We start from the raw sequence: 20,373 nt of genomic DNA, 5'->3' as shown, positions 1-20,373 counted from the left end.
TCACCTCTGCGTCACCGGGCGGCGCGGATGCTCCCGGTGTCCTCGCCGACGGCGTCGACCAGGTCCGCCCGTGCCCGCGCGACGCGGGAGCGGATGGTGCCGACCGGCACCCCGGCGACGTCGGCGGCCTCGGCGTAGGGCAGGCCCATGAGCTGGGTCAGCACGAAGGCCTCGCGCCGGTCGGGGTGCAGCCGGGCCAGCAGGTCCTCGACCGCGACGCCCTCGGCCACCCGGTCGGCGCCGTCGGACCGCTCGAGCAGGTCGTCGTCGCCGACCAGGGTGAGCCGCCGCCGCTTGCGGGACCGGACGGCGTCGGCGCAGGTGCGGCGGGCGATCGAGAGCAACCAGGTGCGCACGGTGGACCGGCCGGCGAACCGGTGCAGCGACCCGAAGGCCCGCAGGTAGGTCTCCTGCGTGAGGTCGTCGGCGGACTGCCGGTCACCCAGGTGCGCGCAGAGCCGCCAGACGTCGGTCTGGGTGGCCCGCACCAGGGCCGCGGCCGCGACGGCGTCGCCCGCGGCGGCGGCCGCCGCGACCCGGGCCAGCTCGTCGACGGGTTCGCTCACACCCCCAGTGTGACCTGTGAGCCACCGCATACCGGCGACCCGGGAACCGGGTGGGCCCGACCGGCGACCACCACACCATGCACTGCGATCGCTTCCGCGAGGCGGCCTCGGCCCGGATGGACGGCGAGGGCTCCCCGGTCCCGGCCGGCGCGCTGGCCGAGCACCTCGCCGGCTGCGCTGCCTGCACGCGGTGGGAGGCGGCCGCGGCGTCGGTCACCCGCCGGGCGCGGCTGGCCCCGGCGCCGGCGGTGCCCGACCTGACCGCCGCCGTGCTCGCCGCGCTGCCCGACCGGCTGCCCGGTGCGGCGGCGGCTGCTCGTGCGCGGCTGGTCTCCACCGCACTGCGGCTGGCCCTGCTGGCGGTCGGGGTGGGCCAGATCGGTCTGGCGACGCCCTCGCTCGTGCACGGCGCCGGGGCGATGAGCGCCCCGGTGCACATGGCGCACGAGACCGGTGCGTGGAACCTCGGCCTGGCCGCGGCCTTCCTGGCGTGCGCGGCGCTGCCGCGGCTCGCCGCCGGGGCACTGCCCTTCCTGGCCACCTTCACCGTCGTGCTGACCGTGACCACCATCGGCGACCTGGGCGCCGGGCACGTGCACGCCGACCGCGTGGTGGGGCACCTGCTGCTCGTGGCCGGCCTGCTGCTCACCGCCGTGCAGGCGTGGCGGGGGCGGCCGCGGGGGCTGCGGGGGTCGCGGGGGTCGCGGTCGCGCGCCGGGGTGCGGGTGCTCGCGTGAGGCGGGTCCTCCTGGTCCTCCTGGCCGGGGTGGGGGCGCTGCTGGGCACCGCCGGGCCGGCCAGCGCGCACGCCACCGTCGTGACGTCGTCCCCCGCGGACGGCGCCCGGCTGGCCACCGTGCCCGCCGAGGTCACGGTGCAGTTCGACGAGGGCGTGTCCCTGGGGGCCGGGTACGCCCGGGTGATCGGGGCCGACGGCGAGCGGGTGGACACCGGTGCGGCCACGGTCACCGACGACACCGTGACCATCCCGCTGCGCAGCGGTCTCCCCGACGCCAGCTACGTGGTGACCTGGCGGGTCGTGTCGGCCGACTCGCACCCGGTGTCGGGCGCCTACGCCTTCGTCGTGGGCGACGGCGAGCTGGCGGCCACCACCGCGGCGGAGGACGGCGCCGACGTCGACCCGGCGGTGGCCGCGCTGCTGCCCGTCGCCCGCTGGCTGGGTTTCGCCGGGCTCGCGCTGGGGCTCGGCGTCCCGGTCTTCCTGGTCCTGTGCTGGCCGGCCGGGTGGACGTCCCGGCGGGCGCGACGGCTGACCGTCGGCGGGCTGGCCGCGGTGGCCGGCGGCGCGGTCCTGTCGTTCCTGCTGCAGGGCCCCTACGCCGCGGGCACCGGCGTCCTCGGTGCGGTGGACCCGCAGCTGGTCGGCACCACGGCGTCCTCGGCCTACGGGCTCACGCTGCTGGCCCGCGTCGTCCTCGCCGCCGCGCTGGCCCTGCTCCTGCTCCGCGGACCCCTCCGGGCCGGCGCGGCCGGCACCCCCTGGGTGGTCGGTGCCGGGGCGCTCGGCCTCGGGCTGGTGCTGACCACCGCGGCCACCGGTCACCCGGTCGCCGGCTCGCTGCCGGGGCTGGCCGTGGTGGTGACCGCGGTGCACGTGGCGGCCATGGCGGTGTGGCTGGGCGGGCTGGCCGTGCTGCTGGCGGCGGTGCTGCGGCCCGGAGTGCCCGGTGACGAGCTGGCCGCGGCGCTGCCCCGCTACAGCCGGCTGGCGGCCGGGTCGGTCGCCGCGTTGGTGGTCACCGGGGTGGTGCAGAGCGTCCGCGAGGTGGGGTCGCCCGAGGCGCTGGTGTCGACCACCTACGGCTGGGTGCTGGTGGGCAAGCTGGCGCTGGTCCTGGCGATGCTGGCCGTGGCCGGGGTCAGCCGGGTGTGGGTGCAGCAGCGCCTGGGTGCCCCCCGCCCGGGACGGCGCACGGTCGTCGCCCACGCGTTCAGCGCCTCCGCCGGTGCGACCGGTGCCGCCGGTGGAGACGGTGCGGACGACGACGCGGCCGCCGCGCGCAGCCGGGCCGCGGTCGCCGAGGTGGGCCCGTTCCGGCGGTCGGTGCTGCTGGAGGTCGCGGTGGGCGCCGCCGTGCTGGCGCTGTCGGCGGTGCTGGTCGGCACGCCCCCGGCGAAGGCGGCCCTGGCCCAGCCGGTCGACGTCACGGTGCCGCTGCGCAGCGCCACCGGCACCGAGGGCAGCGTGCAGCTGTCGATCGACCCCGCCCGGACCGGCCCGAACGTGCTGCACCTCTACCTCTTCGACGAGCAGGGCCGGCTGGCCCAGCCGCGGGAGCTGCGGGTGACCCTCACCGAGCCCGGGCAGGGGATCGGCCCGCTCGCGGTCGACCTGGAGCCCGCGGGCCCCGGCCACTCGATCGGCGACGCCGACGTCCCCACCGCCGGTACCTGGACGGTCACCGTGACCGTGCGGCTCGACGAGTTCACGGCACTGACCTCCGACACCACGTTCCCCGTCCGCTGAACCGGACGACCCCACCCCCCGATCGAGGAGAACCATGTCCCCCTCCCTCCGCCGCGCCGCCGTCCTGGCGGTGGCGACCACCGTCGCGCTCGTCGGCGGCACCGGCATCGCCTCGGCGCACGTCCGGGTGTCCTCCGACGACGCCACCCCCGGTGGCTACGGCGTGATGACCTTCCGGGTGCCCAACGAGAGCGACACCGCCAGCACGGTGTCGCTGCGCATCCAGCTGCCCACCGACACCCCGATGACCTTCGTGCAGGCCGAGCCGGTGGCGGGCTGGACCATCACGCAGACCGCCACCCAGCTGGACCCGCCGGTGGAGAGCGACGGCGACACGATCAGCGAGGCAGTCAGCGTCGTGCAGTTCACCGCCGACGCCGGGGGCGGCATCGCGCCCGGGCAGTTCCAGCAGTTCCGGCTGCTGGGCGGGCCCTTCCCGGACGCCGACAGCGTGAGCTTCGCCGCCGTCCAGACCTACAGCGACGGATCCGAGGCGGCCTGGATCGAGCCGACCGTCGAGGGCCAGGCCGAGCCGCAGTACCCGGCCCCGGTGCTCTCGCTGAGCGGCGAGGGCGGCGCGGCCGACGCGCACGGTGGGGGCCACGGCGGGTCCACCGCCTCCTCGGGGGACTCCGCGGACGCGGCGGACACCGCCGAGGCGGGGTCCGCCGGTGCCGACGGCGGGGACGGGCTGGCGGTGACCGCGTTGGTGCTCGGTGGCCTCGGCCTGGTCGCCGGTGTCGCCGGGCTCGCCCTCGGCCTGGCCGCGCGCCGTCGTACGGTGGGCGGGTGAGCGCGCGACGTCGTCCCCTCGCCGCGGCCCTGCTGGCCGGCGGTCTGCTGCTGGCCGGCTGCGGCGGCACCGCCGAGGCCGACGGGGGCCACGACCACACGGCGGGGGAGGCCCCGGCCACCGTCTCGGGCCCGAGCAACCCCTACGACGGTCTGTACCTGCAGAGCCCGTACCAGAAGCCGTCGTTCACGCTCACCGACCAGACCGGCGCGGCCTACGACTTCGCGGCGCAGACCGCCGACGGGCCCACGCTGCTGTTCTTCGGGTACACGAACTGCCCCGACATCTGCCCGACCACGATGGCCGACGTCGCCATCGCGCTGCAGTCGGTCGACGCCGAGGTCGCCGAGCGCACGCACGTCGTGTTCGTGACCACCGACCCCGCGCGCGACAGCCCCGAGGTGCTGGGGGAGTACCTGGCCCGGTTCGGCACCGGGAAGGCACCGGCCATCGTCGGGCTGACCGGTGACCAGGGGCAGATCGACGCCGCCCAGCTGGCCGCCGGGGTGCCGCTGGCCGAGGACATGGGCCAGCAGCACTCGTCGCTGCTGCTGCTCTACGGCACCGACGGGGAGGCAAGCGTCGCCTTCGACGCCGGCAACACCAGCCGCGACATCGCGCACGACCTGGCGCTCGTCGCCGCGCAGTGAGCACGGCCGGCGCCCGGCTCCTCGCCGTCCTCCTCGGGCTGGTGGGGTGCCTGGCGCTGGCCGGGCCCGCGTCGGCGCACGTCGGCGACGGCCGCGCCGGGAGCGACTTCGACGGCGCCGTCGCGTCGGTGACCCCGCAGCTGCCCGGGGTCACCGTGCGGGTGCTGCAGTTCGGCGACGAGCTCGAGGTGGTCAACCGCACGGGCACCGAGCTGGAGGTGCCCGGCTACTCGGGGGAGCCCTACCTGCGCATCGGCCCCGACGGCGTCTGGCGCAACCGGCTGAGCCCGGCGACGACCATCAACCTCGACCGGTACGGCCGCACGCCGCTGCCGGCCGACGCCGACCCGCTGGCCGAGCCGGACTGGGTGCAGGTCTCTACCCAGCCGCAGTACACCTGGCACGACCACCGCACCCACTGGATGAGCGAGGGCCTGCTGCCCCCGGCCGTCGCCGCCGACCCCACCGTCGAGCACACGGTGCTGGAGTGGACGGTGCCGATGACCTACGGCACCGCCGACGTCGTCGTCGCCGGCGAGCTGACCTGGTCGCCCCCGCCACCGGCCTGGCTGGTCTGGCCGGTCTACGCCGCGCTGTTCGCGCTGGTGGTGCTCGCGGGGGTGCGCGGGCCCGGGCCGCTGGCCGGTGCGCTGGGGGTCGGGGCGGGGGCGTCGCTGTGGCACGCGCTGGCGACCCCGGCCCCGGCGGTGACGCAGGGCGGGCACCTGGGCGCGGTGCTGTCGGCGCTGCTGCCGGCCCTGCTCGTCGCCGCGGTGGCGGTCCTGGGCGTCCGTGCGGCGCGTCGTGGCCGCGGGGGCCTGACCGCGGTGCTGGCGGTGGTGGCGGGCTGGCTGCTGCTGGTGCAGGGGTTGCCCGACGTCGACGTCCTGTGGACCTCGCACGTGCTGACCGCCGGGCCGACCCTGCTGGGCCGGGCCGCGGTCGCGGTGCTGCTGGCCGGTGGCGCGGGCCTGGTGGTCGGCGGCGTGCTGGCGGCGCGGCGGTCGAGGGACCGCGCACCGGCGTCGGTCGCGCCGTGACCCGCGCGGAGGGCGACGCCGTGGCAGGCTGCCAGCCGTGAACGGGGTCGCGCTGCTCGCCGCCGGGGACGGACCACCGCCGGCGGTCACGGCGAACCTGCCCCTGTCGGTGCTGCTGGCCCTGCTGTCGGCCTGCGCGTTCGCGGTGTCCACCGTGGTGCAGCACCGGGCCGCCACGGTCGCCGGCAAGGACCTCCCGCAGGGCGCGGTGCTGCGGCTGGTGGGCAAGCTGGTGCGCAACCGGGCCTGGATCGGCGGGCAGGCCGCGGCGCTGACCGGGTTCCTGCTGCACGCGGCGGCGCTGAAGTTCGGCCCCGTGGTGGTGGTCCAGCCGCTGCTGTCGGGCGGGCTGGTCATCTCGCTGGCCCTCGGGGCGCTGGTCGACCGCCGGCACCCTGACCGCCTGCTGCCCGAGCGCGGGCAGTGGATCGCCGCCGCGGTGGTGGCGGTGACGCTGGGTCTGTTCGTGGTGTCGGCCCGGCCCGACCACGGCGGCGCCTACGCCCGGCCCGGCCCGCTGCTGGTCTGCCTGGCCGCCGCGGCCGGGGTGATGGCGCTGGCCGCGCTGTGGGCGCTGCGCCCGCGGGCCCCGCACAAGGCGCTGGCGCTGGGGCTGGGGGCCGGCTTCGGCTTCGGCATGACCGGGTTGCTGCTCAAGGACGTCGTCGCCCACCCGCCGGGTCAGCTGCTGACGTCGTGGACCCTGTACGTGCTGCTGCTGTCGGGCGCGGCGTCGATCACCTTCGCCCAGTGGGCCTACCAGTCCGGGGCCCTGATCGAGTGCCTGCCGGTCATGGCCGTGCTGGAGCCGCTGGTGGCCGTCGGCCTGGCCGCGCCGGTCTACGGCGAGCGCCTGGCGCCGGGGCTGCTGGCCACCACCGGCCAGGTCGTCGGGGTGGTCGGGCTGGTGGTCGGGGTGGCGGTGCTCGCCCGCCGCACCGCTGCTCGCGACGCCACCGGCGTGCCCCTCGCGGTGCCCGCGCCCGCCCCTGCGCCTCCGCCCACCTAGGCCCGAATGACATCGATGTGATTTCTCTGGCGGCGTGTCGTGCGCGACGCGCCGAACGGGGGGTCACAGGCGGGTCACGGCTCGTTACGTTGTGCGCCACAGGAGCGGGCGGACGGCGGAGGGCGCGGCATGGCGGGTGGGTCCCGGAGCGGGCGGTCGGGTGGTCGGCGGCGTCCGGTGGCGCTGCTCGTGGCACTTGTCCTGGGGGGCGTCCTGGCCGGGGTGGTCGGGCTCCCGGCGCCCGCCCCCGCCGTCGCCACCCCCGACGCCGGCGTCGCCGAGGCCCTGCAGGCCTCGGAGAACGCGGCGTTCGCCGAGGAGGCCGAGGCGCTGCCGCAGATGGCGATCACCGAGGCGCAGGCCCAGGAGCGCCTCGCCGAGGTGGCCGCCTCCCGGGCCGCCCGTGACGCCGCCGCCGCGGCCGCCGCCGAGGCGGCCCGCCCGCAGGTGGTGGCCCCCGTCGACGGGGCCCGCATGACCACCTGCTTCTGCATGCGCTGGGGCACGATGCACTGGGGCATCGACCTGGCCGCCCCCATGCTCACGCCCGAGTACGCGGTCGAGGACGGCGTGGTGCTGCGCGCCGGCTCGGCCAGCGGCTACGGCCAGGCCGTCTACATCCTGGGCGTCAGCGGCGACGTCACGGTCTACGGCCACATGGAGGAGATCGAGGTGTCGGCCGGCGACACCGTCGAGGCCGGGCAGACCATCGCGCTGCTGGGCAGCCGTGGCCAGTCCACCGGCCCGCACCTGCACTTCGAGGTGCACTCCGGCGGCCTGGACGGCCAACCCGTCGACCCGGTCGAGTGGCTCGCCGACCGCGGCGTGGAACTGTAGGCGCCCCGCCCCCGCCCCAGCCCTCGCCTCCGCGCAGCGTTGATCAGGGGCCGGGCTCCGCGCAGCTCAGGGCGTGAAGCGGTAGCCCATGCCGGGTTCGGTGTGCAGGTACCGGGGGCAGCCGGGTCGGGCGCGACACCCCGGTGGACGACCGTGGCGCGGGGGACCACCTCGAGCCCCTCGAGCTGGGCCGCGGTGCGGTCCCGGCCGTGGGTCTCGACCACGCCGACGACGACGTCGGCGCCGCGTACGGCCCGCCGGTGCGCCTCGCCGAGCGCGGCGAAGGTCTTCCCGACGCCCGGTGCGGCGCCCAGGTAGACGCGCAACGTGCCCCGGCCCATGGCTCTCATGATCACCCCGGTCGCCGGCCGGCCGGTGCCGACGGGCGTCAGGGTCGCGTCAAGACACCTGGGCGGGTGAGCGGATAGACCTGCCGTGCCGTCGGCGACCACCGGGCTCAGGACCGGACGGGGCCCTGGCCGGCCGGTCGGCCCGCCAGCAGGGGCCGCCAGGCGGTCCACCCCCGGGCCAGGACGTAGGCGACTGCGCCGCTGAGGACCAGCCACCCGTCGATGAGCGCGGTCTCCCGCGCCTCCGGGGCGCCCCCGAGGGTCAGGGCGAACACGGTGATCGCCACCTTGTGGACGAAGATCAGCTCCCACGCCCCCGGCGTCCGGCGCGGCCACACGGCGACCATCACCCACAGCGAGAAGAAGACCAGGAAGCCGAAGGTGCGCCACCCCTGGACGACCAGCTCGTCGTCGGGGACCTGGGTCAGCCGGTAGATGCCGTAGCCCAGCGCGACGAGGGTGAGGACGGCGTTCGTCCACGCCACCCCCGCGGCGATGCGGTCGGCTCGCGCACTGCGGCGGCCCGGGTCGCCCTCGACGTGGCCGGGGGTGGTCGTCGACGTCGTCCGGTCGGTGGAGAAGGTCATGGCTCATTCCTGACGGTGGTAGGTTTTCTAACGCCGTTAGATAACCACGCCGACCCGAGGGCGTGTCAAGACCGCGGCTAGCGTCGCGGCAGGTCGCCGGAGCGGAGTGGGGGAGTGCCATGCCCAGCAAGGAGCGGCGGGCCCGCCAACGGGCCGACGTCCGGGCGAGGATCATCGGGGCGGCGTCGACGGTCCTGGTGGGCGAGGGGATCGCGGCGCTGACGATGCGGCGGGTCGCGCACGACGTGGAGTACACGCCGCCGGTCATCTACCAGCACTTCGCCAACAAGGACGCCCTGGTCGGCGAGCTCGTGCGGCAGGGCTACGGCGAGCTCGTGCGGCAGCTGGACGCCGCGGCACAGGAGGCGCCGGACCTCGACGCGCGCCTCACCGGCGTGGCGGCGGCCTACCTGCGGTTCGCGGCCGAGAACGTGCACCTGTTCGACGCGATGAACAGCTCTTCCCTGCCCGACGGCGAGCGGCGCGCCGCGGCCGAGCCGGTCATCGGCGTGGTGTGGGACCTGATGAGCACCTGGGCGCAGACGCACCGGGTCGAGCTCGACGTCGGTGCGGCCTGCGAGATCATCTGGGGCACGCTGCTGGGCATCGCGACGCTCGGGCGCCTGGACACCGTCGACGGGGACCGGGCCCGCCGACTCGGGGTGGACGCCCTGCGGCTGCTCCTGCAGGGCTGGCGCGCCGCGGCGTAGGGCCGGCCCGCGCCGGTGGTCGGCCCGGCTGTGGGCGGGTGCGGCCCTCCCGTCAGGATCCCCCGCCCGGGGCGTGCCCCCGCCCGTCGATCACGGACCTGTGCGCACGCCACGCCGTGCGCGGGCGCCCCGGGGTCCGTTATCACCACGGGGACGGCGGGGAGGCGGCCACGCGAGCTCCCAGGTCTCACCCGGGTGCAGGGCCCGCCACCGGGCGCGGGCGTCCCGCAGCGCGGTCGCCGCGCGCTGCAGCTCTGCGGCCGGCACCCAGGTTACCTGGCCGGCGGGCACCGGTTCGCCGCGGGAGAGCCGGACGACGGCGTCGGCGAGGACCTCGGCCCGGCCGATGGCGTCGTGCCGCTCCTTCTTCAGCTTCTCCGACCGCTCGCGGGCATGCGGGGGTTGCCGGCCCGCGACGTGGGTCATCGACCCCCACACCACACCGTCGGCCATGCAGCCCCAGATGCCGTCGCGGATGCCCAGCTCGGTCTCCACCAGCAGGTGCACCAGGTCGTGCGGGAGGTCGTCGCCGCCGCCGGCGCCGCGCAGGGTGAACGCCACTCCGTCGTCCCGGGTCAGCGGCGTCACCACGGGACGTCGGTCGGCCATCCGCTCGAACACCACCTGCACCGCTCCAGGGTGCCCGGTTCCGCACCCCCATTTCCCGATGATCACGGACCTGTGCGCGCGGCACGCCGTTCCCAGGCGCCCTGGGGTCCGTGATCGTCGGGAGGAGGGGGACGGGTGCAAAGGCGGCGTCAGGGGGTGGGCGGTGAGGCGTCAAGGACGCGTCAAGACGCCTCGGGACCGGCCGCCGCGCTCCTAGCGTCGCCGGCTGCGAGGGACCGGCGCCGTGCCGGCCCCGCGGACGAGAGAAGGCGACTCCAGGTGACCGACGTGGTCTACGTGCTCCTCACGCTGGCGGTCTTCGGACTGCTGGCGCTGGCCGTGCGAGGGGTGGACAAGCTGTGACCTGGATCGGTCTGGCCGTGGCGGTGGGCCTCGTGGGCTACCTGCTGGCCTCCCTGCTGTTCCCGGAGAGGTTCTGATGACGGCCTGGCTGCAGGTCGGCCTGCTGGTGCTCGCGCTGGCCCTCGTGCACGTGCCGCTGGGGGACTGGATGGCGCGCGTGTTCACCGCCGAGCGGCACTGGCGGGTGGAGAAGCTGGCCTACCGGCTGGTCGGCGTGGATGCCGACGCCGAGCAGCGCTGGCCCACCTACCTGCGCAGCGTGCTGGCGTTCTCGCTGGTCGGCGTCCTGCTGCTCTTTTCGTTGCAGCGACTGCAAGCACTGCTCCCGCTGTCGAACGGGATGGCTCCGGTCGAGCCGTCCAGTGCCTGGAACACCGCCGTCAGCTTCGTGACCAACACCAACTGGCAGGGCTACGCGGGTGAGTCGACGATGGGCCACCTCGTGCAGATGGCCGGGCTGGCGGTGCAGAACTTCGTCTCCGCCGCCGTCGGGCTCGCCGTGCTGGTGGCGCTCGTGCGCGGGTTCGTGCGCCGGGGCACCGACCGGCTGGGCAACGCCTGGGTGGACACCACGCGGGCCGTCGTCCGGCTGCTCCTCCCGCTGGCCGTCGTCGCCACCGTCGTGCTGGTGCTCGGTGGGGTCGTGCAGAACCTGCGGTCCGGCACCGACGTCACCACGCTGGGCGGTGGCTCGCAGTTCGTCCCGGGCGGCCCGGTCGCCTCGCAGGAGGCGATCAAGGAGCTCGGCACCAACGGCGGCGGCTTCTTCAACGCCAACTCGGCGCACCCCTTCGAGGGGCCCAGCGCGTGGGTGTCGCTGTTCCAGGTGTTCCTGCTGCTGCTCATCCCCTTCTCCCTGCCGCGCACCTTCGGCCGCATGGTCGGGGACCGCACGCAGGGCCTGGCGATCCTCGGCGTGATGGGGCTGCTGGCCGCGATCTCGGTGTCGCTGCTCAGCGGCTTCCAGGCCGGCGCGCTCCCCGAGGGCCAGGAGACCCGCTTCGGCGGTCCGCTGTCGGCGCTGTTCGCCGCGGCCACCACGCTCACCTCGACCGGCGCGGTCAACTCGATGCACGACAGCTACAGCCCGCTCGGCGGCATGGTGACGCTGTTCAACATGATGCTGGGCGAGGTCGCGCCCGGCGGGGTCGGCTCGGGTCTCTACGGGATGCTCGTGCTCGCCGTCGTCGCGGTGTTCGTCGCCGGGCTGATGGTCGGCCGCACGCCGGAGTACCTGGGCAAGAAGCTCGGCCGCCGCGAGATGACCCTGGCCAGCCTCTACATCCTGACGACGCCGGCCATCGTGCTGGTCGGCACGGCGGTCGCCGTCGCCGTCCCCGCGGGGCAGGCCGGGATGCTGAACGACGGACCGCACGGCCTGTCCGAGGTGCTCTACGCCTTCACCTCCGCCGGCAACAACAACGGCTCGGCGTTCGCCGGGCTGATCGCGGGCACGACCTTCTACAACACCGCGCTGGGGTTGGCGATGGTGCTCGGCCGGTTCGTCCCGATCGTGCTCGTGCTCGCGCTGGCCGGCCGGTTGGCCGCGCAGGGGAAGGCCCCGGCCACCGCCGGGACGCTGCCCACCCACCGCCCGCTGTTCGCCGGGCTGCTCACCGCCGTCGTCCTCGTGGTCGTCGGTCTCACCTACTTCCCGGTGCTCGCACTCGGGCCCCTCGCCGAAGGACTCTCATGACCGCCGTCCTGGACCGGACCCCTGCGCCCCCGCAGGCCCGGCCCACCATCGAGTGGGGCCCGGCGCTGCGCGGCGCCGTCGGCAAGCTCGACCCGCGCGGGCTGGTGCGCCAGCCCGTCGTGTTCACGGTCTGGGTCGGCTCGGTGTTCTCCACGGTGCTGGCGGTCCTGGAACCGTCGGTGTTCGGGTGGGCCATCGCCGTCTGGCTGTGGCTGACCGTGCTGTTCGCCAACGTCGCCGAGGCCGTCGCCGAGGGGCGGGGCAAGGCGCAGGCCGCCTCGCTGCGCAGGGCGCGGACCACCGCGGTCGCGGTGATGGAGGACGGCCGCGAGAAGGCCGCCTCCGACCTGCGCCCCGGCGACCGGGTGGTCGTGGTCGCCGGGCAGCAGATCCCCGGGGACGGCGACGTCGTGGAGGGCATCGCCAGCGTCGACGAGTCCGCGATCACGGGGGAGTCCGCGCCGGTGATCCGCGAGTCCGGCGGCGACCGGTGCGCGGTGACCGGCGGGACGACGGTGCTCTCCGACCGCATCGTCGTGGTCATCACCAGCAAGCCCGGCGAGACCTTCGTCGACCGCATGATCGCGCTGGTCGAGGGCGCGGCGCGGCAGCGGACACCGAATGAGGTGGCGCTGAACATCCTGCTCAGCTCGCTGACCATCGTGTTCCTGCTGGCCGTGGTGACGCTGCAGCCGATCGCGGTCTACTCCGGCGCCGGGCAGTCCCTGACCGTGCTGATCGCGCTGGTGGTCTGCCTGATCCCGACCACCATCGGTGCGTTGCTGAGCGCGATCGGCATCGCCGGGATGGACCGGCTGGTGCAGCGCAACGTGCTGGCGATGAGCGGCCGGGCGGTGGAGGCGGCCGGCGACGTCGGCACGCTGCTGCTGGACAAGACCGGCACGATCACGCTGGGCAACCGGCAGGCCGCGCGCTTCGTGCCGGTCGGTGCGGCGTCCGACGACGAGGTGGCCCGCGCCGCCGTCCTCGCGTCGTCGGCCGACGAGACCCCGGAGGGCCGCTCGGTCGTCGTCCTCGGTGGGGGAGCGGTGGACCGCCCGGCGGGCGCTGCGTTCGTGGAGTTCACCGCGCAGACCCGCATGAGCGGGGTCGACCTCCCCGGTGGTCGCCAGCTGCGCAAGGGTGCGGCCGGGGCGGTGCAGGCCTGGGTGCGCTCGCTCGGGGGTTCGGTGGACGACGCCGTCGGACCGACGGTCACCGACATCTCGACCGCCGGCGGCACGCCGCTGGTGCTGGCGGAGAACGGTTCGGACGGCGCTCGGGTGCTCGGCGTGATCGAGCTGAAGGACGTCGTGAAGCCCGGGATGCGCGAGCGCTTCGACGAGCTGCGCCGCATGGGCATCCGCACCGTGATGATCACCGGCGACAACGAGGCCACCGCCCGGGCGATCGCCGCCGAGGCAGGGGTGGACGACGTCCTGGCCGAGGCGACGCCGGAGGACAAGCTGGCGTTGATCGCGAAGGAGCAGGAGGGTGGCCGGCTGGTCGCGATGACCGGGGACGGCACCAACGACGCGCCCGCGCTCGCCCAGGCCGACGTCGGCGTCGCGATGAACACCGGGACGTCGGCGGCGAAGGAGGCCGGCAACATGGTCGACCTCGACAGCGACCCGACGAAGCTCATCGAGATCGTGGCCATCGGCAAGCAGCTGCTCATCACCCGCGGTTCGCTGACCACGTTCTCCATCGCCAACGACCTGGCGAAGTACTTCGCGATCCTGCCGGCGATGTTCGCGCCCGTCTTCCCGGGCCTGGACCTGCTGAACGTGATGCGCCTGCACTCGCCGGAGTCGGCGATCCTGTCGGCGGTCATATTCAATGCGCTGATCATCGTGGCGCTCGTGCCGCTCGCCCTCCGCGGTGTGCGGTACCGGCCCGGGACGGCGTCCGCGCTGCTCTCGCGCAACCTCCTGGTCTACGGCGTCGGCGGCGTGGTGCTGCCCTTCGTCGGGATCAAGGCCATCGACCTGCTCGTGTCTCTGCTTCCTGGGATCTCGTGATGACTCGTCAACTGCTCGCCTCGGTCCGTGCCCTGCTGCTCGCGACGGTGGTGCTGGGCCTGGCCTACCCGCTGCTCATGACCGGCGTCGCCCAGGTCGTGGCACCTTCCCGCGCCGACGGCTCGCTCGTGACGTCGGCCGACGGCACGGTGGTCGGTTCGTCGCTGCTCGGCCAGGGCTTCGTGGACGCGTCCGGTGCGCCGCTGCCGCAGTACTTCCAGTCCCGGCCGTCGGCGGGGGACTGGGACGGCGCCGCGTCGGGCGGGTCGAACCTCGGGCCGTCGTCGCCCGAGCTGGCCGACGCGGTGGCTTCCCGGCGTGCGGAGGTGGCCGCGTTCAACGGGGTGCCCGAGGACCAGGTCCCGGACGACGCGGTGACCACGTCGGCGTCGGGCCTGGACCCCGGCATCTCGCCGGCCTACGCGGCGATCCAGGTCGACCGGGTGGCGTCGGCTCGCGGAGTCTCCCCATCGGAGGTGCAGGCGCTGGTCTCCGCCGCCACCCACGGCCGCGACCTGGGCTTCATCGGTGCGCCGTACGTCGCCGTCCTGGACCTCAACCTGGCCCTGGACCAGGCCGTCGGCTGAGGCCGCGCGGGGTCCCGGTCATGACACGCCGGTGACCGGGACCCCCCTCCGAGGAGGCCGTCGGGGGACTGTATGGTTGTCAACGGCTCGGACGCACCAGACCGGGTCGCAAGGGGCTGTGGCGCAGCTGGTAGCGCACCACACTGGCAGTGTGGGGGTCAGGGGTTCGAGTCCCCTCAGCTCCACCCGATCGACCAGGCCGTCCTCCACCAGGAGGGCGGCCTTCGTCGTCCCCGGCTCACCAGGGGGTGGGTCAGCTGCGGGCCCAGTGGGCCAGGTAGCTGCGGTGCAGCCAGGCATCCACCCACGCCTGGTCGGGCTGGTCGGGCACGGTCGAGCCCTCCCGCAGCGCGATGAGCCGTTGCTCGGCGGCGTCGACGGCGGCGACCACCTCGGCCAACGGCACCTGGCCGCGGCGCACGGCGCGCAGGTACGACCGGTCGGGCTCGGGCACCGGCAGCGTGATCCGGCCGGTGGTCAGCAGCTCGACACCCTGCACCCCCAGCCGCAGCGCGTGCATCGCGTACTTGGTGTCGTAGCCGTGCAGCGCCACCAGCTCGGGGCGGTTGGTGTGCGCGCCCACCTCGCCGGTCATGGCCCCGCGCTGGCCGGCCAGGTGGCCCAGGAACCGGTCGGCAGCCAGCCGCGACACGAAGCGGTGCGCGTTGTCGACCAGCTCCGCGCCCGCCTCGTCGCGGTGCACCACCTCGGCGTCGGGGACGAACAGCAGCAGCAGGACCGTCGGGTTGCCGGCCAGCGCCAGCCGCGCCCACTTCCGCGCCGAGTACACGACGACGTCCAGGTCCCCGGCCCCCGACCGGTTCGCCAGCCCACCGGGCCGGTCCCACACGGTGTGCCGCTGGTACTGCTCGAACGGGATCCCCTCACCCACGCGGGCCACCCCGGTCACGTACTGCGGCGGCTCCAGGCAGATGCCCATCTCGTCGCGGTCGTCCTGCCCGCCGATCAACGTCCCGTGCACCCCGGACCCGACCTGCACCCTCAGGATCGTGCCCTCCTCGGCGATCCGCCGGGCCTCCTCCGAGGCGTGGGGGTGGTCGAACCCGGCCGACAGCGACCGGTCCCCGAGCACGACCGACGACGGAATCCGGGCTGACACGGCCGTCACACTCCCAGAGTGACCACGGTGCAGACAGCCGGTTTCCCGCTCAGCGACGCGACCACCGCGGCGGTGCGGGCGATCAGCGCGGCGGGCGGTCGGCCCTACCTCGTGGGCGGCTGCGTGCGCGACGCCCTGCTGGCGCCCGGCAGCACGCCGAAGGACGTCGACCTCGAGGTGTTCGGCCTCGGGCTCGACGACCTGCGCCACGCGCTGCAGACCGTCGGCCGGGTCGACGAGGTGGGCCGCTCGTTCGCCGTCCTCAAGGTGCGTCGGGACGGCGAGGACCTCGACGTCGCCGTGCCCTCGACCGGCCCGGGCACCCGGCCCGAGGACGCCGCCCGCCGACGCGACTTCACGATGAACGCGCTGATGGTCGACCCGCTCACCGGGCAGCTGCTGGACGCCGTCGGCGGGGTGGCCGACCTGCGCGACGGGGTGCTCCGGCACACCGGGCCCGGCTTCGGCGACGACCCGCTGCGGGTGCTGCGCGGCGTCCGGTTCGCGGCCCGGTTCGGGTTCCGGCTCGCGCCGGAGACCGCCGAGCTGTGCCGCACGCTGCCGTTCGAGGGCCTGCCGGTCGAGCGGGTCTGGGGCGAGTGGCGGGGGATCAGCGAGACCGGCCGGCACCTGAGCGCGGCGGTCGTCGCGCTCGAGGCGACGGGCTGGCTCGCCCACGTGCCGCAGCTGGCCCGGCTCGCCGGGGTGCCGCAGGACCCGCGCTGGCACCCCGAGGGTGATGTCCTGACCCACTCCGCACTGGCCGGGGACGCTGCCGCTGTGCTGGCCGACGAGGCCGGGCTGACCGGTGACGACCGCACCGTCGTCGTGCTCGGCGCGCTGCTGCACGACGTCGGCAAGGCCACCCACACGCAGGTGCGGGCCGACGGCCGCATCACCTCCCACGGCCACGCCGAGGCCGGGGCCGAGGTTGCCCGGGGTCTGCTCACCGCCCTCGGCGCGCCGGCGGGCGTGGTGGACCGCGTCGTCCCGGTGGTGCGCGAGCACATGGTGGCGACGACGGCGACGCGGGGACCGAGCCGGGCAGCCGTACGCCGGCTGGCCCGCCGCCTGGTCCCCGCCACGATGGTCGAGTGGTCGCTGGTCTGCGGCGCCGATCACGCCGGGCGCGGCGCCGGCTCGGGCCCCAACCCGACCACCGCCTGGGTGGAGGTCGCCGCCTCGGCCGGGGTGGATCGACGTCCGGGCCGGCCCCTGCTGCGGGGTGCCGACCTGGTCGCCCTCGGCCTCGTGCCGGGTCCGTCGTTCCGTGCCGTCCTGGACGCGGCCCTCACCGCCCAGGACGAGGGCCTGTTCAGCGACCGGGACGGCGCGGTGGCCTGGCTGGGCGAGCTGGCCGCGGACGGTCGGCTGGACGACCTGCTCGGCCGGTAGCGGCTCACCGACGACCGACCCGGACGACGGTCAGCGCGCCGTGTCGCCGGCCCGGTCCCGCTTCGACGGCCACATCTTCGCGCCCGCGACGCCACCGAGGGCCGAGGCGATGAACGCCAGACCCAGGCCGAGGGAGGCCCAGCTCGCGCTCGAGGTGACGGCGTCGGCGGCCTGCGCGGGGTCGACGTCCGGCGTCCCGATGGCGCCGATGTCGTCGACGACCCGCGACAGCGGCCCGAGCAGCGCGCCACCGCCCAGGAGTGCCAGGCCGAGGATGGCCACGATGCCGGCAGCCCAGACGAGGATGCCGTGCAGCAGGCCGTCGTCGACCCCGCGCCACGTCGAGCTGGCCCCGGCGGTGAGACCACCGAGGAAGAACGCGACCAGGCCGGCGATGCCGCTGATCACGCCGGCCTCGGTGCCGTCCTGCTCGGTGATGTCCCACCACCCCAGCGCGAGGGTGATGACCTCGATGAGCAGGAAGGTCGGCAGGGCGACCACGAGGCCGGCCCACACCGGTCCCCAGCGCACCCGGTCCTGTCGCGGCGGGACGGCGACCTGCCGGTCGCGCACCCCGACGCGTTGGCCGCCGACGTGCTCGTGACGGGTGGTCGTGGTCTGGTCGTCGCCCACGGGGTGGGCGCCGCTGTCCGCGGTCATGGTGGTGCCTCTCGAACGGTGGTCGGTCGCCCCCGGTGTTCGAGACGTTGCGTGCCCCCCTCCTGTGCCCGGTGATCCGGGCTCCACACCCCGACCGGGCAGCTACCGCAAGTTCTGCCGCCGGGCGACGACGACCGCGACCACGAGCACCAGCGCCAGCGGCGCCCAGCCGGGCAGCCCGAAGGGCCCCAGGATCAGCTGCGCGACGAAGAGGATGAGCTGGAAGGCGACGAAGAAGCCCACCAGCAGGACGAGCATGTAGAGCAGAGGGCGTTCCATCTGCAGGCGGCGCAGGTAGTCCATGCCGCCATCATCCCCGGTCGACGGCCTGCGGCGCCCCGCCGCGCGAGGCCTGGACCCCGAAGAGTGAGCCGGGGTCCAGGGCAGTCGTAGGCTGGTGCGTGCTGGTCCCCGACGAAGGCCCCGGTGCGCCGCGAAGCGCCGTCCCCATGGAGAGCACCACCACCGCACGGTGAGCGCCCCGCGGCTCACGCCGCCCCGAGAACTGCGCCGGCAGCGCCGGGGACGGCCCACCGCTGCTGGGACCACCTCGTCGCCGCACCCCTGTGGCCGATGCACGGGGCCAACCTCGGCATGCTGCTGCGCACGGCCGACGCCGTCGGCGCCTGCCTCGGGGTGGAGCTCACCGACGAGTCGGTGCGGCTGGGCGACCTGCCGGCCGCCCGCGGGCGCACCGTCGTGGTCCTCGGCCACGAACAGACCGGGATCCCGCCCGAGGCCCTCGACCTGGTCGAGCTCGCCGTGGAGAACCCGATGCTCGGCACCGGGTCGAGCCTGAACGTCGCGGTCGCCGGGTCCCTCGTGCTCTACCGCCTGGCCGGGCTGGTGTGAGCTCAGGCCCCGGGGCGACCGGTCACCCGCAGCGCCAGCCCCAGCAGCCGGTCCACGACGGCGTCGACGGCCAACCCGACGCCCACGACGACCGACACGGGCAGCACCAGCGGGACGGCGAGCACCGAGATCGCCAGCACGGCCGGCAGGTCACGGACGAAGCCCGGTCGCCGCACCGGGTTGACCACCGCACCCCACCGCACGCCGGCCCACATGAGCCAGCGGCGCAGCACCGGCGTCCGCAGCTCCCGGCACATGCGGCGGAACACGCCGTCGGCGTCACGGCTGCTGATCACCCCGGCGGCGATGCCGACGTCGCAGAACCAGTCGTGCACGATCGCGGCCGCCGTCCACGGCCCGTTCGTGGGGATGAGCCACCGCACCGGTACCGGCACCGAGGCGAGGTCGGAGACGAAACCGGTCGGCACCACCCAGCGGTCGGCGCGGCCGGCGTAGACCAGGGGCTCTGTCAGCGCCCAGTCGCCGTCGTCGAGCTGCTCGACGTGCGGACGGGACAGGAACGGCACGCGGCCAGTGTGCGGGGTCAGCCCTGCGGGGAGTGCACCGAGTCGGCCTCGATGGTCACGACGAGGCGCTGCTGGTCGCGGCCGCCGTACCAGGGGTAGGGCCCGCCCGTGTACTTCCGGGAGAGTGCCTCGATGTGCTCGACGGCGCCCTCGGCGGTGATGCCGACGACGCGGCCGCGCACCCCGAAGTAACGCGACGGGTCGGCGGGGTCGGCGATGTTCAGCGCCACCCGGGGGTCGCGCTCGACGTTGCGCACCTTCTGGAAGCCGGCGACCGTGTTGACCACGATGCGCCCGTGCTCGTCGACGTCGACCCAGGTCTGGGTCATCTGCGGCCCGCCGTCGGGCATCAGCGTCGCGATGAAGCAGGGGGCGGGCGAGCGGAGCAGGTCCAGCAGCGCCGGGGGCAGGTCCATGCCCGGTGACGCTACGGCTGCAGCGCCTCGATCTCCCAGGCGGCGGTGTGCGACTGCCCGGGCGCCAGGACGACGAGGTCGGTGCCCGAGTTCAGGGCGTCGGGCGGGCAGGTCATGGGCTCGACGGCCAGCCCGACGCGGTCGTCGGCGGGGTCGGGGCGGTCGGCGGTGTGGACCTGCACCCACGGCAGGGACGCCGGCGACCAGTGCATCGCCACCCCGCCGCCGTCGGCCGCCCACACGCTGGCGGTGGCCCGCTCGGTCGACCCCAGGCCGGTGTAGGCGTGGTCGACGGCCACCCCGCGCAGGGACCGCCGCGTGCGGAAGTCCAGGTCGGTGGAGCCGACGTCGACCAGGCCGGTGGGCAGCAGCCGCGCGTCGTCGACGGTGAGCACCTGGGCCGCGTCCACCTGGAACTCCCAGTCGTCGACCCGGCCCGGCCCCGGCACGAGGTAGGGGTGCACCGAGCTGCCCCAGGGAGCGGGGGTGCCACCCGGGTTGTGGCCCTCGACGGTCCAGCGCAGCCCGGAGTCGGTCAGCTCGTAGCCGACGACGACGTCGAGCGCGTGCGGCCACCCCTGCTGCGGCCAGATGCGCGTGCCCAGCCGGATCGTCGACGCCGAGCGGTCCACGACCTGCCACGCGCTCCAGCAGGTGAGCCCGTGCAGGGCGTTGCCCCGGTCGGGTTCGGTCAGCGCCAGGTGCTGCACGGCACCGTCGGAGGTCCAGCGGCCGTCGGCGACGCGGTTGGGCCACGGCGCCAGCACCGACCCCCGGTACAGCGGGCGGACGGCGTCGGCCGGGAACCCCACGACGAGGTCGCGGCCGTCGACCGTCAGGCTGCGCAGCCCGCCGCCCACCTCGGTGACGACGGCTCGCACATCACCACGGACCAGCTCGTGCTGCGCGCCGGTCGGGCGTGCGGTGCTCATGCGGTGACCTCTCGACGGCAGGGGGAGAAGCGCAGTCTGATAGCGCTCACAGGTGGGGGTCAAGCTGCGTCCGTGGGCCGCGCCGCGACTCGGTCGAACCGTGGTTACCGGTGGCTCCCGCGACGTCGTCCCCCACCGTCTGGCCACCGAGGTGGCACGATCCCG

23 protein-coding genes, 1 tRNA gene and 1 pseudogene are annotated in these 20,373 nt (G+C 75.2%); 15 read left to right on the top strand and 10 right to left on the bottom strand.

Features of this window, described 5'->3' with window-relative positions; translation table 11 throughout:
- Window positions 1-11: 11 nt before the first annotated feature.
- Window positions 12-566 carry a sigma-70 family RNA polymerase sigma factor gene (locus TEK04_RS02070; protein ID WP_336402643.1) on the bottom strand — a complete coding sequence of 185 codons (555 nt, stop codon included), beginning with the start codon at window positions 564-566 and terminating at the stop codon, window positions 12-14.
- A 77-nt stretch (window positions 567-643) separates the two neighbouring features.
- On the opposite strand from TEK04_RS02070, the gene TEK04_RS02065 reads away from it, so the two are divergent.
- The 7 genes from TEK04_RS02065 to TEK04_RS02035 all read left to right on the top strand — a co-directional run bounded on the left by TEK04_RS02065 (window position 644) and on the right by TEK04_RS02035 (window position 7,383).
- On the top strand, window positions 644-1,303 hold the full coding sequence (locus TEK04_RS02065; RefSeq protein ID WP_336402642.1) for a zf-HC2 domain-containing protein: 660 nt from the start codon (window positions 644-646) through the stop codon (window positions 1,301-1,303).
- Complete coding sequence (locus TEK04_RS02060) at window positions 1,300-3,054, top strand: copper resistance CopC/CopD family protein (RefSeq protein ID WP_336402641.1); 1,755 nt, start codon at window positions 1,300-1,302, stop codon at window positions 3,052-3,054. Before TEK04_RS02065 ends, TEK04_RS02060 begins: the two co-directional genes overlap by 4 nt.
- Before the next feature lie 34 nt (window positions 3,055-3,088).
- Window positions 3,089-3,847, top strand: a complete 759-nt coding sequence (locus TEK04_RS02055) for a YcnI family copper-binding membrane protein (RefSeq protein ID WP_336402640.1) — start codon at window positions 3,089-3,091, stop codon at window positions 3,845-3,847.
- Entirely contained in the window at window positions 3,844-4,497 is a 654-nt protein-coding gene (locus TEK04_RS02050) for an SCO family protein (RefSeq protein ID WP_336402639.1), read from the top strand. Before TEK04_RS02055 ends, TEK04_RS02050 begins: the two co-directional genes overlap by 4 nt.
- Complete coding sequence (locus tag TEK04_RS02045) at window positions 4,494-5,537, top strand: hypothetical protein (protein WP_336402638.1); 1,044 nt, start codon at window positions 4,494-4,496, stop codon at window positions 5,535-5,537. The genes TEK04_RS02050 and TEK04_RS02045 overlap by 4 nt, the downstream gene beginning before the upstream one ends.
- 37 nt (window positions 5,538-5,574) lie before the next feature.
- On the top strand, window positions 5,575-6,546 hold the full coding sequence (locus TEK04_RS02040; protein WP_336402637.1) for a DMT family transporter: 972 nt from the start codon (window positions 5,575-5,577) through the stop codon (window positions 6,544-6,546).
- Between the two features lie 177 nt (window positions 6,547-6,723).
- Window positions 6,724-7,383: a M23 family metallopeptidase gene (locus TEK04_RS02035; protein ID WP_336402636.1), complete on the top strand. Its 660-nt coding sequence runs from the start codon at window positions 6,724-6,726 to the stop codon at window positions 7,381-7,383.
- A 146-nt stretch (window positions 7,384-7,529) separates the two neighbouring features.
- Here TEK04_RS02035 and TEK04_RS02030 read toward each other — a convergent pair.
- Window positions 7,530-7,724 (bottom strand): annotated as a pseudogene (locus TEK04_RS02030) (sensor histidine kinase KdpD); the annotation flags it as partial.
- A gap of 116 nt (window positions 7,725-7,840) precedes the next feature.
- Window positions 7,841-8,320 carry a hypothetical protein gene (locus TEK04_RS02025; RefSeq protein ID WP_336402635.1) on the bottom strand — a complete coding sequence of 160 codons (480 nt, stop codon included), beginning with the start codon at window positions 8,318-8,320 and terminating at the stop codon, window positions 7,841-7,843.
- A gap of 119 nt (window positions 8,321-8,439) precedes the next feature.
- Here TEK04_RS02025 and TEK04_RS02020 point away from each other — a divergent pair, with 119 nt between their 5' ends.
- The gene (locus TEK04_RS02020) at window positions 8,440-9,030 is read left to right on the top strand and encodes a TetR/AcrR family transcriptional regulator (RefSeq protein WP_336402634.1); all 591 of its coding nucleotides are present in this window, start codon (window positions 8,440-8,442) and stop codon (window positions 9,028-9,030) included.
- A gap of 90 nt (window positions 9,031-9,120) precedes the next feature.
- Here TEK04_RS02020 and TEK04_RS02015 read toward each other — a convergent pair whose 3' ends face one another.
- Window positions 9,121-9,660 carry a hypothetical protein gene (locus TEK04_RS02015; RefSeq protein WP_336402633.1) on the bottom strand — a complete coding sequence of 180 codons (540 nt, stop codon included), beginning with the start codon at window positions 9,658-9,660 and terminating at the stop codon, window positions 9,121-9,123.
- Between the two features lie 338 nt (window positions 9,661-9,998).
- On the opposite strand from TEK04_RS02015, the gene kdpF reads away from it, so the two are divergent.
- From kdpF to TEK04_RS01995, 5 genes are all read left to right on the top strand, one after another.
- On the top strand, window positions 9,999-10,079 hold the full coding sequence (gene kdpF, locus TEK04_RS21320) for a K(+)-transporting ATPase subunit F (protein ID WP_432277310.1): 81 nt from the start codon (window positions 9,999-10,001) through the stop codon (window positions 10,077-10,079).
- Entirely contained in the window at window positions 10,079-11,698 is a 1,620-nt protein-coding gene (gene kdpA, locus TEK04_RS02010; protein WP_336402632.1) for a potassium-transporting ATPase subunit KdpA, read from the top strand. Before kdpF ends, kdpA begins: the two co-directional genes overlap by 1 nt.
- Window positions 11,695-13,719: a potassium-transporting ATPase subunit KdpB gene (kdpB, locus tag TEK04_RS02005; protein WP_336402631.1), complete on the top strand. Its 2,025-nt coding sequence runs from the start codon at window positions 11,695-11,697 to the stop codon at window positions 13,717-13,719. The genes kdpA and kdpB overlap by 4 nt, the downstream gene beginning before the upstream one ends.
- A complete protein-coding gene (gene kdpC / locus TEK04_RS02000) occupies window positions 13,719-14,306 on the top strand; it encodes a potassium-transporting ATPase subunit KdpC (protein WP_336402630.1) in 588 nt (195 codons plus the stop codon). Before kdpB ends, kdpC begins: the two co-directional genes overlap by 1 nt.
- Window positions 14,307-14,418: 112 nt before the next feature.
- A tRNA-Ala gene (locus TEK04_RS01995) sits at window positions 14,419-14,491 on the top strand.
- Between the two features lie 68 nt (window positions 14,492-14,559).
- Here TEK04_RS01995 and TEK04_RS01990 read toward each other — a convergent pair.
- Window positions 14,560-15,399, bottom strand: a complete 840-nt coding sequence (locus tag TEK04_RS01990; protein WP_336402629.1) for a DNA polymerase beta superfamily protein — start codon at window positions 15,397-15,399, stop codon at window positions 14,560-14,562.
- Between the two features lie 54 nt (window positions 15,400-15,453).
- Here TEK04_RS01990 and TEK04_RS01985 point away from each other — a divergent pair, with 54 nt between their 5' ends.
- On the top strand, window positions 15,454-16,821 hold the full coding sequence (locus tag TEK04_RS01985) for a CCA tRNA nucleotidyltransferase (protein WP_336402628.1): 1,368 nt from the start codon (window positions 15,454-15,456) through the stop codon (window positions 16,819-16,821).
- Window positions 16,822-16,851: 30 nt separating this feature from the next.
- Here TEK04_RS01985 and TEK04_RS01980 read toward each other — a convergent pair whose 3' ends face one another.
- Together TEK04_RS01980 and TEK04_RS01975 are read right to left on the bottom strand one after the other, a co-directional pair.
- A complete protein-coding gene (locus tag TEK04_RS01980; protein WP_336402627.1) occupies window positions 16,852-17,481 on the bottom strand; it encodes a permease in 630 nt (209 codons plus the stop codon).
- Between the two features lie 102 nt (window positions 17,482-17,583).
- Complete coding sequence (locus TEK04_RS01975) at window positions 17,584-17,784, bottom strand: hypothetical protein (protein ID WP_336402626.1); 201 nt, start codon at window positions 17,782-17,784, stop codon at window positions 17,584-17,586.
- A gap of 270 nt (window positions 17,785-18,054) precedes the next feature.
- Here TEK04_RS01975 and TEK04_RS01970 point away from each other — a divergent pair, with 270 nt between their 5' ends.
- Window positions 18,055-18,333, top strand: coding sequence for a TrmH family RNA methyltransferase (locus TEK04_RS01970; RefSeq protein ID WP_336402625.1), 279 nt, complete (start codon window positions 18,055-18,057; stop codon window positions 18,331-18,333).
- A gap of 2 nt (window positions 18,334-18,335) precedes the next feature.
- Here the strand turns inward: TEK04_RS01970 and TEK04_RS01965 are convergent, their stop codons facing one another.
- From TEK04_RS01965 to TEK04_RS01955, 3 genes are read right to left on the bottom strand one after another with little or no spacing between them, the layout of a single operon-like run.
- Window positions 18,336-18,860: a DUF1353 domain-containing protein gene (locus TEK04_RS01965; protein ID WP_336402624.1), complete on the bottom strand. Its 525-nt coding sequence runs from the start codon at window positions 18,858-18,860 to the stop codon at window positions 18,336-18,338.
- Between the two features lie 17 nt (window positions 18,861-18,877).
- Complete coding sequence (locus TEK04_RS01960) at window positions 18,878-19,276, bottom strand: TIGR03618 family F420-dependent PPOX class oxidoreductase (RefSeq protein ID WP_336402623.1); 399 nt, start codon at window positions 19,274-19,276, stop codon at window positions 18,878-18,880.
- Window positions 19,277-19,287: 11 nt separating this feature from the next.
- Window positions 19,288-20,208 (bottom strand): aldose 1-epimerase family protein, encoded by a 921-nt coding sequence (locus TEK04_RS01955; RefSeq protein ID WP_336402622.1) that lies wholly within the window; start codon window positions 20,206-20,208, stop codon window positions 19,288-19,290.
- Window positions 20,209-20,373 lie beyond the last annotated feature (165 nt).

The sequence above is a fragment of the Klenkia sesuvii genome (assembly GCF_037083825.1).
Taxonomy (GTDB): domain Bacteria; phylum Actinomycetota; class Actinomycetes; order Mycobacteriales; family Geodermatophilaceae; genus Klenkia; species Klenkia sesuvii.
This window is presented reverse-complemented; position numbering and strand designations above follow the sequence as displayed.